Raw genomic sequence first — 18,269 nt, forward strand, 5'->3', positions numbered from 1 at the left:
ACCAATTAGTCATACTGATTTGGGTCAAGTTCGATAACACAACGCAGACCAATTCTACTACTCGCCTCAGCATCAGGAAGAAATTCAAATGCGTAGACACCTGCACCAGAAAGACTTGCATAATCACCACCACTAACCATACTTCCGTTAACTCCATTAGTGTTGTTAAAGATTCTAAAGATCTCATCATCATGAAGTTGAGAGTTCGTGATTCCAGCAGTTGAACCAATTCTTAGCGTATAATCATTAATAACACTTCCAGGCATGGCATCTTCAGTGGCCTTAGCGGCATTAGAAATAGGAATACCAAAGACATAGTTAAAGTATCTTGCACTATAATCTGAAACATTTTCGAATAAGTGGCTATCAAGCTCAAGATCACAAACATTGTCCCCATCCGAGTCATTACATGGCCCAATGAAAGAGTCCATTAAGTAATCCCCTGTCCCACCATAGATATCTGCCTTAGTCGAAACGATTGAAGAGAAAGAATAGATATTAGCGTTGAAGCTATAAGCAGTATCAGATATTTCTGCAACATTTCCGACAGCATCTTGTACACCAAAGGCCGAAGTACAGTCCTGAGTAAAAACAGAACCTGTATGAAGAGAGCGAATACCTGAAGAGTTTGTTCCAGGGATAGTGTGAATATCAGATGAACTTAAATTATCGATATCCATGTACGAAGACTCAAGGCCACTTGCCCCTGATGCATTACATTTACTAGAAGAGTTAAGTGCTAGTCCCCTTTCCACTACTTCGATATTAGCATCAGAAGTTGCTCTTACATCCCAAGCACTATAAGCGATCTGTTCATCACGTGTTGGAAGCTTATAAGATGTCGCCGCTCCATATCCAACAATAGTCGGTGATCCTGTTAGATTCGTACATGCATTTACAGCATTAGCATTTGTAATATTTGTTAGCGGTGGCAAGAAAGATTGAAATGCCACTGCTGAATCAAGAGTCTGATTAGAGAAACTCTGCCATACCCCATTTTTCACATAACAAGAACCTGTTGATCTCTCATAGAAAACAGATCCATCTGGCCCATCATAAGCACCTAGGTTTTGAGCGACACATTGACCATCTGTTGTATCACAACTTGTTTTAGAATACGGACATCCCATTTCAAATCGAGGAACAAGTAAGTCTTTTCCAAAGTCATAGATTGAACCAATAGTCCCAAGAGCAGAAGCAGTATCACCAAAGCCTTTGTACTCACATACATAATTGCTATCAATGAAAGAGTCTGAATGCATCATCTCACATGCCTTCTTGTTAACCATCCAGTGGTGAACAAAGGCAAAGTTCTCTTGAGGAGCAACGACTGTTAGCTTCGCTACATTATTATTTGTTGTAATCTCTAAAGATTCATTATCACCTAGTTGATTCGTAAAACTTAGAACAGGTCTTACTTCATAGACATAAGTGTGATTTGGAACAGGAGCTAAACGCGAGTTCTCACCATTATCGATATATGTATTTGACGAAGTAATTAAATCTCTATTTAAAGGGTTACTATAGTTAAAAGTATGAAGAGGCCCTGCCTTCTTACGGTAGACATTATAACCTTGAATTGCTCCAGATGTACCAACAGTGAAGTTTTCCCACTCAAGACTTACTCTTGAAGTTCCATGATATGGAATCCAATTTGTCCCATCAGAATAGAAACAATCTTCTCCTGTTGTTGCACGGTAACCAGTGTTAAATAAGAATTTTCCGTCGTTATCACTTGCTAGTAATGTCTCAGTTTGAGAGTTAAAGACAACGCTAACAGATGATGCATCACCTGAGTCATATGTCACATCACCGATACAACTTGCACTATTAAGGTCATCACATGTCGTTGTTGTATCTTCTAGAAGGCCATTTGTTGTAAAATCACGATTAACTTCAGAAATATTACAAGCAACTGATTTACTAATTAATACCCAATCATTTGAAGTTGTCCCTGTTGAGTAATAACACTGATTGGCCGCCGTACGATAAATTGCACCAGCAGCATCTGGCACGACATTACTAGTAGCAGGCGAAACTGTCCCGTAACACTCTTTCCCACCGTCACATTTCGTTAAAGAATGAGAGCAAGTAAAATTAGACTCCACGCGAATACCAAAATGGTTAACTTTTGTTCCTAGAGCTTTTACATCCGCCCAACCGTGGTGAGCAACTGTTTGCGGCTCAACTCTAACTTTAAAAGAAACAGATGTTCTTGGTGCACCAGTACCATTATCAACAAGGTCAAACGAAATTGTCGTTTCACCGTACTGTGATGCCGTTGGGATCATCTTGATTCTCAGAACTTCATTGATTGAAATCCCGTTGTCAATTATTCCACTGGCCATGGCCCCATTTACAGCAGCAAGATCCCCTGCTTCACTATATTCACCATCTAGGTCAGTATCTTTTAAAAATTGAATATTCATTGGTTGTATAAGTACATTATTAGTTGAGACAACATTTTCAATCGTTACCGTTTGAGAAGCTTCATTAATACTTCCACCTTCACTGATAATAACATTATCAATAATAATATCTTCCTTTTCACCGACAATAACATCACTCATAAAGCTTGCATTTTGAACGCCATTATTAGAAGCGACGGCCCAGTCATTAGTATCAACTGACTCATAACATAGCCCATTAGTACGATCAAAATAGACAACAGGATTATCACTTACGTGAGAAGTAGGATTGAAGTTAGGTGCTCCATGGCCAATACAATTATTGACGCCACACTCAGTACGTCCTGCACGGCGATCATAAACTGAATAATTACAAATGACAGGAGCATCAGAAGTTTCTTGAACAACAACATCAAGAGTTTGAACAACTGATTCCGCATTACTTGAATCTCTAACAACAAATTGGAAATCATCAGGTGTTCCCATCGTGTTAGCACTATTACCATTTAATGTTTCATATAGACATGTGATGGCACCACCTGAAGAAATAGCACAGTCCTTAATTGTTCCTTCAGTTCCAGCAAGAGTTCCTTGCCCGGCCATTGTGTTGATACGGTTTCCACTTCCATCAATAAAGTAAACCGTAAGTGATGACGTTGTATTATCGACATCAGAAACACTTCCAAGAGTAATTGTTTCACTTACACTATTCCAGTCTGAAGACTCATTCATTGTGTGTGAAAAAGGGCCACCTGCCACAACAGGAGGATCATTTTTAGCGTTGATGACAACATTGATATAACCTGTCGTATGAAAGTCTGCCATACTTGTTAAAGGTAGTATTGAATCTGAAATTTGATACTCGACAGTAAAGACACCATTTGCATCTCCATCAAAGAAGAGATTACAAAAAGTAGCATCGTCCACACTATTAGCGTGGAATGTATCACCAGGAGCTCCTGTACAAGAACCTTGAATATCTGGATAGCTTGTTAAGTTTTTAAATTTATAACGTAGATCAGAACTTGGAAATCCCATGTAAGAATCATCAGATGCTGTTGGAAAATAAAGCCCTACGGCCGTTTGGGCCCCAGGCGTCCCTGTACTATCTTCATCTACAGTAACAGTGATAATATTTGCAGCAACTGGCTCATCATCAACTTCAGTAACTCGTACTGAAGCAACTCCAGTATTTGAGTACTGGCCATTTGCATAGATTTGGTACTCGACCATATCTTCTGCAGTAGCATTGAAATAATCAGCACTAGTAGTAAACGCTAATGTACATTTTCCTAGTGAACAGTTACATGAAATATTTGAGTTTTGTACACTTGCATGAATTGAGCTTGCAATACAATAAGTTGCAAAGTCACCATCATAATCAAAGTAGCCAGAGACAGGAATCTCATTAACTTCACTATCAAATTCAAATGTAATGAGTGAGTCTTCACTTACAGTTGCACTTCTTGTTGCAGCAACACTTGGTGCTTGATCAACATTTGTCACATCAACATATAATCTTGAAACAGCACTATCGCCGTCATCATCGCTAATATAGAAGTCAATATATGAGGATCCATTAGTGTGGCGCGAAGGTTCAATATTCATCGAACATGTACCACTAATACACTCACAAGTTGCACCTAACATTTTAATCCCAGGCGTTGGACTCTCCGTCGTATTTGGACCAGTAATCGTTGCAACAATGATTGGGTTAATTACTACGCTTGAGTTAATTGCGTTAATAATTTGCAGCGAAGTTGAAAAGCCTGCATCGATTTGAACTGTAATTGTATTTGTTGCAATTGAGACGACTTCAGAACCGGCCGATACAGATGGGTTGTCAACAAGTTCAAGATAAAGCTCTGAGTAGTTCATTGCATTTTGCCAAGTGTTTACCCTTTCAAATGTCATTGAACCAATTGTTATCGTTTGGTTTAGGCCAGTTGAGCTATCAACAATTGTACATGAAGTAGGTATTCCCCCATTCTGATCTGTAAATGAAATTGGAAAACTTGTCATGGCAGCATCTTCAATCATCGATACTGAAGTTGTTGTAATCACCGGTGCCTTCGGAGAAACATCAAGAATACAACTTCTTGTGATTTCATCAAAGTAGTGCCCATCATCACAGCTTGCCTGCTTTAAAGAATTCATCTGCGGCGTACAGCCGATGAAAGCACTTAAAAATATTGAAATTAAAAGTATACGATTCATTATCTTTCCCAAGTATCCCAATAACTTATCGCCAAAATATTTCTTAACTTTAAATAAAGACAAATAAACACTTACGTTATTTCAGTATTATAGAAGATAGCTGATATCGCCTCTAAAATGATGTGATATTGGATACTTAGAAATAGTATAAGTAGTGAAAGCGCCTTAAATAACTGACAAGAGCGATCATCTACTGACAGAACTTAAAGCTTTGATTTAGTGAGCAAAGAGCTTCTCTCATCTCTTCATTCTCTTCTTTGAGCTTATTATTCTCTTCTTTTAGAGAGGCAATCTCGCGAGTATTTGCTGAAACTTGGACCTCAACACCCTCACTCATTACCTTATACATGGCCATATTCTCATCTAGCTCTTTTACCGCTTCAATTAGTGGAGATACAAGAACTGCATAATCTACAGACAGCCATCCATCAGCATTTTCAATTACTGCAGTTGGAAATTGTGCCTGCACATCTTGAGCAATGACACCAATCGAATGCATTCCAGGAGAGAGTGACTTTTCATTCCAATTAAATTCAACACCTTTAAGGGCCTTAATTTTATCAAGGGCGTGGTCAATCTCTGTCACGTTATCTTTAAGTCTCTCATCAGAAGTACAATTCGTTGCTCCCGCCCCGCCTCCAAGTGTACAATCTGTAGCGCCTTGAACCCTTAGATTCCCTACGACATGAAATTGTTCAGAAGGAGTTGTTGTTCCTACACCAACGCGTCCTGCAGCAGTAACAGTCATACGGTCTGTATTTGCAGTAGATATTGTTACAGGAAGATTAGAACCAACAGCTCCTGCTGTATTTAAATTTCCAAGCTTAATACCTGATCCATTATCAACTAAAATTTCAAAATTATTTAACGTACCACCTTTAAAAACAACATTATCAATTCCACCTTGTGAAATAATTTTCTGTGCGGAAGTCACCTGTCCAAAAAATGCAGAACTTGTGGTTGCATCCCCTGCAATAGTGTTCACAGAGATATTACCAAAATCAACATCACCAGTTACAGTAATGTCACTATCAAAAGTTGCATCACCTGTTACCTGAAGAGTCCCATTAACAACGGCCGCACCAGTTGTATTAAGTGCTCCAGTGTTAGTAAGTCCACCAGTAGAAGTAATTCCATTACCTTGAATGGTCCCACTAGCTGCTAGGTTTGTTGTTGAAAGATTTCCAGAGTGTGAAAGAGTCCCTGAAACAATTGTATTACTAAGTTGTGAAATCCCAGTAACGTTTAGGTTACCGGCCAATTGAGTACTACCCCCAACGACCATTTGATAGCCTGAAGTATCAGAGACAGCAGTACTTCCAACAAGTAGCCTTCCATTATGAGAAAGCCTCATATTCTCTTGTTGAGTATTTGTTGTATTAGCTGTCGTATAAAAATTTAATTCCGTCCCAAGGTTTGTTGCACTAAAATTTTCTGTTGCAGTTGAACGAATACTTGCAGTATTTACAATTCCACTTCCCGTGTCTCCACCAAAGTTTAGGAGACCAAGAACATCACTTGCTGTCGTCATTGACGGTGCAGTTATTAGACCTTGAGAACTTGCTAGATTGATTGATGACTGATTTCCGCCATAAGAGTAGAATTGTCCACTAGCATCCCCTGAGTCACTTCGTACATCAATTTGAGCTGTAGCATTAAATGTACCTAAGTTCGAAGTGTGACCAAATGACAAATTTCCATTTGCATCGTAAAGAGCAAAATCAGATGATTCTGCCTGAAAAGCAATATCACCTGGACCAGAACTACCAGCAGTAATTGTCGTTGTCCCAGAATTAGTCATATTAACAGCGTTTATATTTGTAATCCCTGAGCCATCTCCAACAAAGGCCGATGCTGTTACAGTGGAAGTAACATTAAAGTTCCCGTTGATGCCTGAGTTTCCATATACATAGAAAAGATAAAGAGGATCAGGAACACCACCAATTGATGTACGTCCAGCTGAATCAATGAAGAACTCTGCAGAGTTCCAGAAGTTTGATGCTAAACTGTCACCATCTCCATCAACATCGATAAAGAAATAGTTCATTCCACCAACACTTGTGTTACTACCATAGACACCCATCGTAGCATTGTGTTCTTGTCTTAATCCGAATGATAAGGCCCTCGACCAGCTTGAAGCAAGCCCTGAACTAACATTTCCACCAACATGTAAAAGAATACTTTCTTCCGCAGTTGTTGGCCCTGCAATATTTCCACTTACTGTTAATTTTGATGGCCCTTCATATGGGTCATCAGAAATTGTTACCTTTCCACCAGAACCACTACGTCTAATATGTGAGCCGTTAATATCCCAAGGGCCAGCATAACTCCCGTTACTTAATTGTAGATCCCATTTATTCGTTGATTCATTAAAACGAATAATATCACCTGCAGTGAAAGTTTCAATATTACCATCACCATTTAAATCACCAGCAACAGGTGCTGCATCGTTAACAACATAGAAGTCACCATTATTAACTCCGGCAACAGAAGGAGCTGTGACTCCCCCGCCTGTATCAAGAATGAGACGTCCTAAATAATTAGAGCCACCAAGATAATCAACCGCAACCCATGAAGCTCCATTATACTGGAGAACTTGGCCAGCACTTGAAGCACCAAGTGAGCTTAACTTAGAATTTGTAATTGCACCGTCTTGAATTTTACTTGTTGAAATTGAACTATTTTGAACATCAAAGCTAACAGAAGTTACAGTTTGCCCGAATGCATCTGTTACAATAAGATCATAGATAAAGCCACCAACAATCTTTAAACCATTAGGAACCCCTAGCCTCACCATATTTGCAGACTTTGATAAGATATTTAAATTGATAACCTGTGGGCCATTCTTTGTTTTAACCGCACTAATCGTTGAAAGATTTGTCCCATTGAGAATAAGTTGGTTTGAAGAAACTTCAATAAGAGTAATCTGATGTCTTTTCGTAAGATCAGAAGTATCCGAAGAGTTAGTGTTATCACGGCCTGTATTACTAACAGGTTTACACGCAATAAAAAGTACAACAAAGAGAATGTAAAAAGTATTATTAAGTTTCATATCCATAAATCCCTAATTTCATATCGGAGATTAATAAATAAAGTTAAACTATTAATATTACTGTATCAAAGCGCTAGGTTATCAAGAGCAAATAAGGAGTATTTGCCAATGATTTCTTTAACTTGTCATTGGTTATAAAATACTTGTATGAATAGCTTTCGAAGATTTTTGCAAACTCTACTAGTCACTATGACAATTCTAACATTGGCCAATCACGCCCTTGCTGAAAAATACGACCTCAATACAAACTTGATTGTCATTCAAAATATTGCCAATGACGGAATGTCTTTTGTTATTCGTAAAGGAAGAGCAGATAATATCGTTAAAGGCCAAATATCCCTATTCTCTTCGAAAGAAATCTCTTTTACTGCTCGTGCCATCTCTATAACAAAAGAATACTCACAGTGGATTGTAACAGACAATAATATCAGAGTCCCGTTTGAGAAAGGACAAATTGTAACTGTTAACTATTCTCCTGAAAGAGTTTGGTTAGAGATCCCAAAGATACTTGGAGATGAGAATTATAGAAAGATGCTTGCTGAAGAAGAGATGTCTCTTAGAGAAAAACAATTTCAGCGCTATGATAATCGTTTTGAATTCTTCTATGGAAAAAATCAGGGCCTAAGTGAATCAACAAGCTCTAGTACAAATAATGATGGCACAAGAACTGGGGATACATTCCAATTCAATTATGCCATCCCTATAAACCAGACATTCCAAACAATCGTTGGCTTTCGCTACGACCTTGATCTACTCACTCTCCTCAACCCAAACGTTGAACAAGAAACGAAGAGAATGATGGGGACAGCGGCCCTAAAAATATCATTCGATAATAACTGGAGCTATCGTTTCAGCTACTTTGTTTCACTTGGAGTTGGTTTTGGGCGTTCTGAAACAAGTATCCAAGACACAGTAAGAGTTGGAAGCGCAATGCTTCTTCCATCCGTGAGTTTAGGACTTGAGTACAAAGTTTCAACTTCCCAGTCACTTATTTTTAAAGCAAATTTTGATGCTATCCAAGCAGATGAAGAATTTGCAGATGGCTTTCAGCAATCCACAGATCAAACAATGTTTGGGCTATCTGTTGGTTACGCTTTCTAAGTATCACCTTCACCATCGTGAGGGATTGAAGGCTTAATCAATATCCTAATGATATAGGCAAAGAACGATTCTTTCTCTCTTTTATGCTTAAAGAAAGAAGCTTCAGAAACAGGTTGTAACAATAAGGCAATCAGTAGAATTACTTTCATCTTTCCTCCCTAATTAGAAACAATAGTAAAAGGAAAACACACAGAATATTGAATGTCACTTGGTGAGAAAAAAAATAGGCCTTCATTAAGAAATCTTAAGAAGGCCTATCTATTATTTGATAAATTCGTTTAAGAATTATTTCTTTGCAGGAGGAAGAACTTCGATTAGTTCAACTTCAAAAGTAAGTGTCGCGCCACCAGGAATTGATGGAGGAGCACCTTGATCTCCATAAGCAAGTTCAGATGGAATAACTAACTTAATCTTTCCACCTTCACCAATAAGTTGCATCCCTTCAGTCCAACCTTTGATAACTCTGTTAAGTGGGAATTCAATTGGCTTATTTCTCTTATAAGATGAATCAAATTCTGTTCCATCTCTTAGAGTACCTTTGTAGTGAACTTTTACAGTATCAGTTGCCACAGGCTTCTTTGCAGAACCAGCTTCAATGATTTTATAAGCTAGACCAGATTCAGTCTTCTTAGCACCTTCTTTAGCTACGAATTCAGCAAGAAATTTTGCACCAGCATCTTTTTCAGTCTTAGACACTTCACTCATTCTCTGATTTACGATATCTCTAAACTTGAATGCAAATTGTCTTGTATCAATATCAGTTGCATCCTTAGTCATACCATCACGAACACCTTGAACAAGGTTATTCATTTCTCTTTCAGTAAGTTTAAAGTCTTTAAATCTCTTTCCGTAAACATGCCCTACTGAATAAAAGATCTTATCATTTTCAGTCTCTGGCTTTACTTCAGCTTTCTTACCACATGAAACAAATAGTAATGGCGCAATTGCCACTGTTGCTAGTAGTTTCTTCATTTAACATCCTTTGTCTAAATTTATTGAAGTCTAGTTACTAATTAATATTTATCTTAATAGATTAAAGTGCTTTAGTCCGCTTTTCAAGCCTTAAATATTTTCATCCATTGCCTTATTGGCCAACATATCGCAATGCTCATTTTGCGGGTGGCCACTGTGCCCTTTCACCCAACGAAACTGTAGGTTTGAAAATCTTCCTACAACTTCATCAAAGCTCTGCCATAGATCGATATTTTCTGGAGTTTTCTTGTCAGCTTTTTTCCAGCCACGTGACTTCCATCCAGGGGCCCATTTTGTGATACCGTCAACAACATACTTCGAATCACTATAAAGGAAGGCCGCATGACTATTATCTAGGCCCATTTCCTCTAACTCATTTTCTAGTGACTTTAGTGATTCAATAGCTCCAGTAAGCTCCATACGGTTATTAGTCGTTTGAAACTCAAAGCCTGAGCTTTCAAAGAAGACCACACCCTCAGGGTTTTGTCCCATTGCACCCCATGCACCAGGCCCAGGGTTTCCACGACAGCCACCATCACTATAAACAGTGTATGCACCCATTGCTTCCATTGGGATGCTGAAGTGGCCATTACCGCTTGCAACACCATTGTCGACATCTTCAAGAAGTTCAACGCTTTCTCTTAATTGAGCAATTGCATCATGATCGTCTTGCGTATCGAGAACGCTTTCCAAATATTCTAAAGTTTTTAGTATGCTTTTCTTTTTCATTACTTAAGGATTCCTTTTTAAAGTCATAAGTATAAATCTTCATTTACAAAAAAGGAAACTTCCACCACAATTTCTTTATGGAATTTATAAAATTAGAGTCAGGTAAAACAGTTAACAATCTTGAAATCGAAGCTTTTAAAAATAAAGTTGATTCATCTCGCTTTATCTACCTCATGGCAGGAGTTCACGGAGATGAGATCGAGGGAGTTCACTGCTTAAAAGAAATTTTTTCGTGGCTTAAAAACGAAGTAGAGATTGATCTACCTTTAGTTGTAATTCCAATTGTTAATATTGATGGTGTTAATGCTGGCACACGTGTTAATGCCAACGGCGTAGACCTAAACCGTAACCTTCCTACTCAGAGTTGGGAGGGTGATTTTGAAGAGGCCAAGTACAACCCAGGAGTGGCACCTTTGAGTGAGCCTGAAAATCAATATCTAGACAAACTCTTTAAAGAGTATCCACCGGCCTTTATCTTATCTATTCATTCATGGAAGCCAATCGTAAACTACAATGGTGACTGTAAGGATGTTGCGCAACTTTTGGCCAGACACAATAAATATCCTATAGCAGATGATATCGGCTACCCAACTCCAGGTTCACTTGGAACATATGGCAGTGTCGATCTCGCAGCACCTGTGCTCACATTTGAATGTCCAACTATCGACACAGGAATCACTGTCGAAGAAGTATGGCAAGAAAATGAAGCTGGCTTCAAAGACATGATTACATCTGGAATTCTGAAACGATTCCTCTAAAAGTTAATTTACCCTTCTTAAACAAAATTAACTTATCTTCGCTAGCATCCCTTCCGTTAATAAGGCATATTCAAAAATGAGAGTGCTGCACTGCGGCGCCCATGTTTTAAATTTTGGTACAAATATCGTTTAGGCCCCAATATCCCTCATAATCCCTCTCTCTTTTGGGCCTAGGTGTAATCGGAGGCCGTCCCACGGCCTCCCTTTATATTCCCTATAATTTCGTCAACTCCCTAAACAACCCTGTAGATTTTCCAAAGTCGGCGTCTTACACCTCCTATTGTTATATATTTACTTCAAATGCGAACTCGTCCGAAACTGAACAAATGGCATACTATTTGCATCAAGTATTGAACGAATATCATTTTCAGGAACGAAAAAAGGAGACAGAGTGACACCATTTAAGTGTATCTCATTAATTTTACTAGCACTTACAACAACATCTGTTGTTGCCCAAAGTAGCACTAGTAATATCCAAGGTGTCAAAAAAGCACCGGGTGCGACTAGAAATTGGTCAGCTAGAATCGATGCGACAGTTTCAAGAGACTTATTAAAGACTTCTGAAGCTGATCATTATAGTGGAATGTATAACTCATTTCGTTTCAATATTATTACAGATAAAGGTAGCTTCGCAGCTAAAACAACAATATCAAAAGACTTTGTTGACGAGCGAAAAAGTAGAATCAGTGATACGTCTCTATCCTTTACTAGAAAGGCTTCTCAGCCATTTAAAGGTGTTGTCTCTTTTGGTACGGCATCAGTTAAATTACCAACAAGTAAGGTATCGAGAAAATATTCTAACCTTCAAGCAGGAATTAGCTTAAGTGAAGGCCTATCAATAGCCGATAGTGTTACTGGGATTAAGGACCTATCTGCATTAGTTATTCTTGGTGCATCCAAGAACTTCCATGAGTATGAATCATCAATGACTGGAAGCTCGAACACTTCATATAGTCTTTCATCAGTTGCATATCTGACTTATAGCATGTCGGATGAGCTATACCTATCTCTTGGAGGAACATATATGAAAGGTTGGACATATCAGAATAACACAAAAGATGCTTATTCGTTCTCACAAGCTATTGGATATAGCTTTGGGCCAAAATACAACCTAGAGGTAGGTCATGAATTTGGAGGAACTCCCCTATCTCCTGATGGGAAAAAGGTTGAGATCGACCTATTTGATGAAAGAGATTCATCAGTTTATGCATCACTAACAATAAAAATATAGAACACACATAGCGAAGACAAAGAGAAAGAAGAACAAATGACAAAAAGAACAAAGGTAGAAGAAAAAATGAAAATCAAAAATGAAAACAAATTTGGAATGCTTAGAGGCCTTACACATGCATTCGCATTGGCCGCAATTCTTTCAAGTTGTGCAAAGACTCTTCCGGACAAAGAGCCTGATTTTGCCAAAGAAACTTACCGTACTAAGAACTCTGTTACAGCAGCTAAGCTTGTCATTGAAGCAAAAGCTATTGCTACACAAGAGGAGCTTTCGAAAAACGATATTTCAACAGATCTAATCGATACAAGTGTTGGAAGTGAAGCAAAGACTCTCTACTCGACAAAGATTGTTAGCTCTAATGATGAAACATATAATGTTCTTGTAAAAGATCTCCTTGTTTTCGCAGAACAAGAAGGTCAGAAATTTGAGATTACATTTGATCTAACGACAAACTACCTTGTAGCTTATATTGCACCAGCGGACAAAAGTGCAAAAGCATTCAGTGTTTCAAACAAAATTATTCGCGACGTTCTTCCTGTTAAAGCTTCTAAGCTTGACCGTATTCCACTATTTCAATACGGTGTTGACTTCTACCAAAGAGAAAATGTTAAAAACGACCTTGATGAAAAAACAAGGCACATTAGATACGTTGAAAAAGATCGCTCTGAATCAACTCACTATAAAGTTGATTACCTAATCGAAAACAGAACATATACTGGTGTTTTCGGGATGGATCAAAAAGAGATCGCGACGATCTACCGTCGTGATAAGGTTGAAAGTAACCTATTCACAGTAGGTCAACTTGAAGATCGTATCCTTAATAACGAAAATGCCTTCACTACTTCAAAGCATGATGGTCACGTATTTGATAACAAAGACCTAATTAAGGTTATTCTTGATGACAATGAAAGTAAGGCATACTTTGCACGAGTTATTAAGAAAGAAGACCTAACTGAAAATGAAGAACAGCTAGCTCGTGCAGAAAGATTTAACTTACTCTTTTCAAGATGTGACGCTGATACAGCAAAGAGAGCAAAGATCGCTCTTGATAACTGTTTCCTACGTTCAGAAATTTCTGAAAAGATTAAGTACGTCAAATTCAAGTACGATATCGATGATAATGATGAGATTCTAGCTGAAACGAAAATCTCTTCAAGCACTGTTGCTGAAGATGCAAAATTCATTCAACTAGAAAAAGATTCTCAACCTGAAGAGATCTACCCAACAGAAATTAGAAATGAGCTATCAACTGCTTGGCTAAAACTTGAAAAATTTAAGAACCAAGAATTTACTTTTAGAAGAGTTTTAGAAGACTCTCCAAACATCTTTAATTATAGCTTTGCTGGTTCTAAAGCAACTTTTCACGTAGAAATCGTTAAGTTCCACTTTGAGCCAGGACGTGTACTTGTTAAAAGATCAAAACCGCTTCTTGATAAAACGGGATCAACAAATCTTGATACAGAACCTTTACTAGCATTTGAAGCAGAATACTTCCGTGAAAGTAAGAATGACAAAGGTGGAATCGTTTACGTTCCAGCAAGTCACAATGATGAAAGAGCTATTGCTGTTGTAAACCTTGGTAACGACCAAATTGGTGATGTTCTTACATCACTAGACCCTTACCTAATGAGTGTTTGTGGAGGCGGAAAGGCCCACGGACTGACAGAAGTAAGAGATATCGTACAGGTTGTTGATGGAAAGGATGACTTCCTTAACTTCTCGACTCAATCAACTTATAAAAAGGGTAACCTATTTAATTGTGCTGACTTTGGTGGAGACTACTGGGGACAACAGAATGAAACGATGACTTTCAAAGAAAGAACTACTTTCATGAAGTACAATCAAGAGTTCGAAGAGCCAGAACAAAACCTTTCTTACGAAGTTCAAAAGAAGTTTAACTTTGGTCTATTCACAGGTTCGAAGCTAGTTCCAAAAGGATACACTGAGCAAACTCGTGACTTTGATACAACTGTAGATCTACCAATGGTATTTGATATCAGAAATGGTAAGAATATCGAGTACGTACTTACAGGTATCCCATCAAATAAATATGACAAAGATGGAAAACTAATTAGAAAACTAACTCAAACAGAACTTGATCTAAGAAATAAGATTATTGTTTCTTCTCAAAAAGTTATTGATGATATCAACCTTGGATTTAAGCGTGCTTTCAAAGGGACTCAATACGAAGGACGTGGTGATGTCATCACTCTTAAAATTGAAAAAGATGATTCAATTCCAGCAGGAACAAAGAACCTTTCTCTAACTCACAGCCTTGATGGTGAGTCACGTTCAGTAAATATCGAAGTTGTGGAAAAAACTCACTTAGGAGATCTACAACGTAACCATATCTACTGGGTAGAAAAAGCGACTTCAAGCTCAATTATTGGTCTTGGTGGCCCATCATTCAACCCAAGAAACGGTGTTGTTGAATCAGCTTCTGTTTACCTATACGGTGGTAACATGAAGTCTTCAATTAACTGGATGGTTGATAAAGCGATCGCAGAGAAGAACTTTGTTAAAAATATTACTCCTACTAAAGAACTTCAGAATCTTGCTGATGAGCTTAATAAGAAAGCAATCGAAGATGCTCTAGCAGAGCACAAGGCCAAGACTCAAGCTGCTGGACAAGATACTCAAGTTGCTGACTCTGATGAAGTAGAAGTTGAAATTGAAGGTGAAACAGTAACTCAAAGCACGAAAAAAGCTGAGATCAAATCTCACCGTCATGGTATTGCTCATACTAACTTAAAGAGCAATCTACTTAATACAATTAAGCGACCTAATATCGCTTCTCATATGGGGAAAATCAAAGATGCTCATCGTCTAATGAAGAACGACTTTAGAGCTAGCTCATTTGATAAAGATGAAGTTCTATCTAACTTCACAAGAGCGAACCAAAAACATGCAAAAGCAGTACATGCTGCTTGGCAAGCAATTGCGAATAAGGATGACGTTGCACTACAAGCTGCAATTCACGGAGAGGACTCACTAGAGACCCTTCAAGCGAAGATCAAGCATTCAATGGAGTACGATGCTAAGGGTAATAAAAACCCAATTTGTAACCACGAAACAGCTGAGTTTGCTCTAAGCAACCTTGCTAAGAACTACGATGTTCTTGAAATGGCAAAAACAGACGAAGGAAAGAATGACATCCTAATTGATATCTGGATGCCAACTCTTGCACACGAGATCGGACACAACCTTGGTCTACGTCACAACTTCGTTGGTTCATTTGATAAGAAGAACTGGGTATTCCCAGGAGAGAAAGAAACAAAGAGAACTTCATCTTCAGTTATGGACTACACAATTGATGACCACGCAACTTACGATGGTCTAGCTCCATACGATGTATACGCACTACGTGCAGCTTATACAGGAATGGTTGAACTTGAAGGATACACTAACTCGAAAAAGAAATCGATTGAGATCAATGGTGTTGACGTTAAGGTATCTTCTGTTGAATCTGAATTTGAACCAGGTCTATACTACCACCTAGTAAGAATTAAAGATGTCGTTGATGCACTAGTTGGAGAAAACGGTAACCCTGCAAATATCTCTAAGCATAGACTTATGGCAGAAGCGGGCCTTAAGAGAATTAGATTCTGTTCGGATGAGGACGCAGGTAACTCTCCACAGTGTAACAGACACGACTTTGGTTCATCTTTTGAAGAAATCGTTGATTACCAAATTGCAGACTACCGCCAGATGTACGAGTATATCTACTTCCCAGGAAAGCGTAAGCAGTTCTATGGTGGAGCAGCATTTGGTTGGCTAATGGATAAATTCTATAAGCTAAGAATGATGAACGAAGAAGTATTCTATCACCTAATTTATACTCCTGAGTTGTACTCTCAAGCAGATCAAGCAACTCATGATGCAACAACTAACGACCTAGTAAATGGTGTAATCAAGTCACTATTCTTCCTACAGTCAGTAGTTGCTACTCCAGATATCACTCCAGGTGCTGGACTTGATACTGAAGCACAAAGAAATAAGAGATTTGTTTCGACTCTTGTACCGACTCAAACTGAAGTAACGGCCGATGATGGAACAGTTCTACAAGTAGCGACTCAAAAGCCAATGGTTGTTGAAACTAAGTGGAACGAAGCAATTTCACTAGATAGTGATTCATATAGAGCGAAAAACCGTGGTGTTGAATATGATAAGGCAGCAGCTCTAATTGCACTAACAGAGTCTGAGTCGTACTCATACAAGTACCGTTCAAACTCTCTAAGAATTCCATACCAGTTACTAGAGCAGTACCTATTTGGAATTGATATTAAGGATTCAATTGTACAATCAACAATTGGAGAGGTTCTTTCTGGTCAAGTTACTCCACTAGTATATGACCCAGCAACAGGACGTAATATCCCACTAACTAACGGAGCTTTTAAAGTTGAAGTTGGTGAAGTTGAAACTAACTATGCTGCTATCGGTGGTCTAGTTTACGGTAATATTGATACATTTGAACAAACAGCTAACCCTGCTCGTGCATTTTGGGTAAACCATATTTCTCAAAGAGATCTACTTACTGAGACTTTCGAGCACGAAGGGCAAACTTACCAAATCCCGGAGGATTATGTAGCTGAGAAAACTGATATCAGAAAAGCATATGTACCTTATGCACAAGACTCATATGTAGCTGGTAACGTTATCCAAAAAGCAAGTATGATGCAGTTAATTTCTCACGATGAGCGTTGGTCAACATTCTTTGGAGAATGGGAAAAGGCGCAAATTGAAGGACTTCAACTTGCACAAACTCCAGCAGCACAAGATGCAACTGAAGATACGATGAAAGCTCAAAAGACAGAGCTTGAAATGGCAGCCGCTCTTGGAGATGCAGCAACAATTAAATCAGAGATGCAGAAATACTTCGCTCAAATCAATGCTCTTCTTGCTTCACAAGATCAAAAAGAGATGATTGCTGGATTCCTTGCTCAAAGAGCACTTGTTAAGCAAGCTGGTTCATACTTTGTATCAGCACAGTTTACAACGATGATGAATGACATTGGTCTTGAAGGTGTAACACTAGACTATATCAACCAAGTGCTAAGTCAGGCGATCGTACCAATCGCTTTTGAAGCAGAAGCATGTCGTCTTTCAGAGCAGTACTGTTCAACAGTTGATATGATTCAAATGGCTAAAACAGGAAATAAGGATAGATACTTAGATAATAAGATCACTAACCTTCTAAATAACTTCTCAATGCCTTCAGTTAATGAGCAAGGTCAAGTTGAGTTATTCGCACCAGTTATTACTAAGATCATCCAAGGTCTTAATAATAACGAACAAATCAAGCTAGGAGATGTTTTCTTAAGAGATATCCAAGAAAACAGCTTCGCTCAGATTCAACAAATGGATCAGCTTGTTGGTGAAGCTATGACGAAAATGAAAGTTACTAAAGACGTTGATAGCTTCTATGGAGATATGAAAAGAAACGTAAAACTTCTTGGACTATACTTCAGAATGATTAACCCGATGGAAGGAAAATAATCCAAACCATCTACCGATAAAAATTGTCATTTAATGAGAAACCCGCCCTGTCCAGGCGGGTTTCTTTTTGGAGGCGTCATTTGCCACGATGGCAAAATGATGCCGAACAACCCAGAGGCGACCACGAAGGGAGCCTTCGGGTAACCAACTTCGCAATCCTCGCGAACACTCTTTAAACTCAAGAATTATATTGTGTAAAACCACGATGGCAAAATGATGCCGAACACCCCAGAGGCGACCACGAAGGGAGCCTTCGGGTAACCAACTTCGCAATCCTCGCGAACACTCTTTAAACTCAAGAATTA

At 38.5% G+C, this 18,269-nt stretch carries 10 protein-coding genes; 4 read left to right on the forward strand and 6 right to left on the reverse strand.

Annotation, left to right across the window (positions count from 1 at the left end; all coding sequences use genetic code 11):
- Positions 1–5: 5 nt before the first annotated feature.
- Positions 6–4,625 (reverse strand): hypothetical protein, encoded by a 4,620-nt coding sequence (locus tag ABMA76_RS13705; RefSeq protein ID WP_392911951.1) that lies wholly within the window; start codon positions 4,623–4,625, stop codon positions 6–8.
- 190 nt (positions 4,626–4,815) lie between these two features.
- Positions 4,816–7,677 (reverse strand): tail fiber domain-containing protein, encoded by a 2,862-nt coding sequence (locus ABMA76_RS13710; protein WP_393061877.1) that lies wholly within the window; start codon positions 7,675–7,677, stop codon positions 4,816–4,818.
- A gap of 189 nt (positions 7,678–7,866) precedes the next feature.
- Between ABMA76_RS13710 and ABMA76_RS13715 the strand changes: the two genes are divergently transcribed.
- A complete protein-coding gene (locus ABMA76_RS13715) occupies positions 7,867–8,778 on the forward strand; it encodes a hypothetical protein (RefSeq protein WP_393061879.1) in 912 nt (303 codons plus the stop codon).
- Here ABMA76_RS13715 and ABMA76_RS13720 read toward each other — a convergent pair.
- The 3 genes from ABMA76_RS13720 to ABMA76_RS13730 form a co-directional block, all read right to left on the reverse strand.
- Positions 8,775–8,927: a hypothetical protein gene (locus tag ABMA76_RS13720; protein WP_158246795.1), complete on the reverse strand. Its 153-nt coding sequence runs from the start codon at positions 8,925–8,927 to the stop codon at positions 8,775–8,777. The two genes, ABMA76_RS13715 and ABMA76_RS13720, sit on opposite strands and share 4 nt — an antisense overlap.
- Positions 8,928–9,063: 136 nt before the next feature.
- A complete protein-coding gene (locus ABMA76_RS13725; RefSeq protein WP_392911959.1) occupies positions 9,064–9,750 on the reverse strand; it encodes an FKBP-type peptidyl-prolyl cis-trans isomerase in 687 nt (228 codons plus the stop codon).
- Positions 9,751–9,840: 90 nt separating this feature from the next.
- A complete protein-coding gene (locus ABMA76_RS13730; RefSeq protein ID WP_392911961.1) occupies positions 9,841–10,479 on the reverse strand; it encodes a ribonuclease H in 639 nt (212 codons plus the stop codon).
- Between the two features lie 77 nt (positions 10,480–10,556).
- On the opposite strand from ABMA76_RS13730, the gene ABMA76_RS13735 reads away from it, so the two are divergent.
- The 3 genes from ABMA76_RS13735 (at position 10,557) to ABMA76_RS13745 (ending at position 17,964) form a co-directional block, all read left to right on the forward strand.
- Positions 10,557–11,237 (forward strand): M14 family murein peptide amidase A, encoded by a 681-nt coding sequence (locus ABMA76_RS13735; RefSeq protein WP_392911963.1) that lies wholly within the window; start codon positions 10,557–10,559, stop codon positions 11,235–11,237.
- 391 nt (positions 11,238–11,628) lie between these two features.
- The gene (locus tag ABMA76_RS13740) at positions 11,629–12,468 is read left to right on the forward strand and encodes a hypothetical protein (RefSeq protein ID WP_393061881.1); all 840 of its coding nucleotides are present in this window, start codon (positions 11,629–11,631) and stop codon (positions 12,466–12,468) included.
- A 36-nt stretch (positions 12,469–12,504) separates the two neighbouring features.
- Complete coding sequence (locus ABMA76_RS13745; protein ID WP_392911967.1) at positions 12,505–17,964, forward strand: zinc-dependent metalloprotease; 5,460 nt, start codon at positions 12,505–12,507, stop codon at positions 17,962–17,964.
- Positions 17,965–17,994: 30 nt separating this feature from the next.
- Here ABMA76_RS13745 and ABMA76_RS13750 read toward each other — a convergent pair.
- On the reverse strand, positions 17,995–18,269 hold a 275-nt coding region (locus ABMA76_RS13750; protein WP_393061883.1), incomplete at its 5' end, for a hypothetical protein.

It is taken from the genome of Halobacteriovorax sp. ZH5_bin.2 (genome assembly GCF_043196375.1).
GTDB lineage: Bacteria > Bdellovibrionota > Bacteriovoracia > Bacteriovoracales > Bacteriovoracaceae > Halobacteriovorax_A.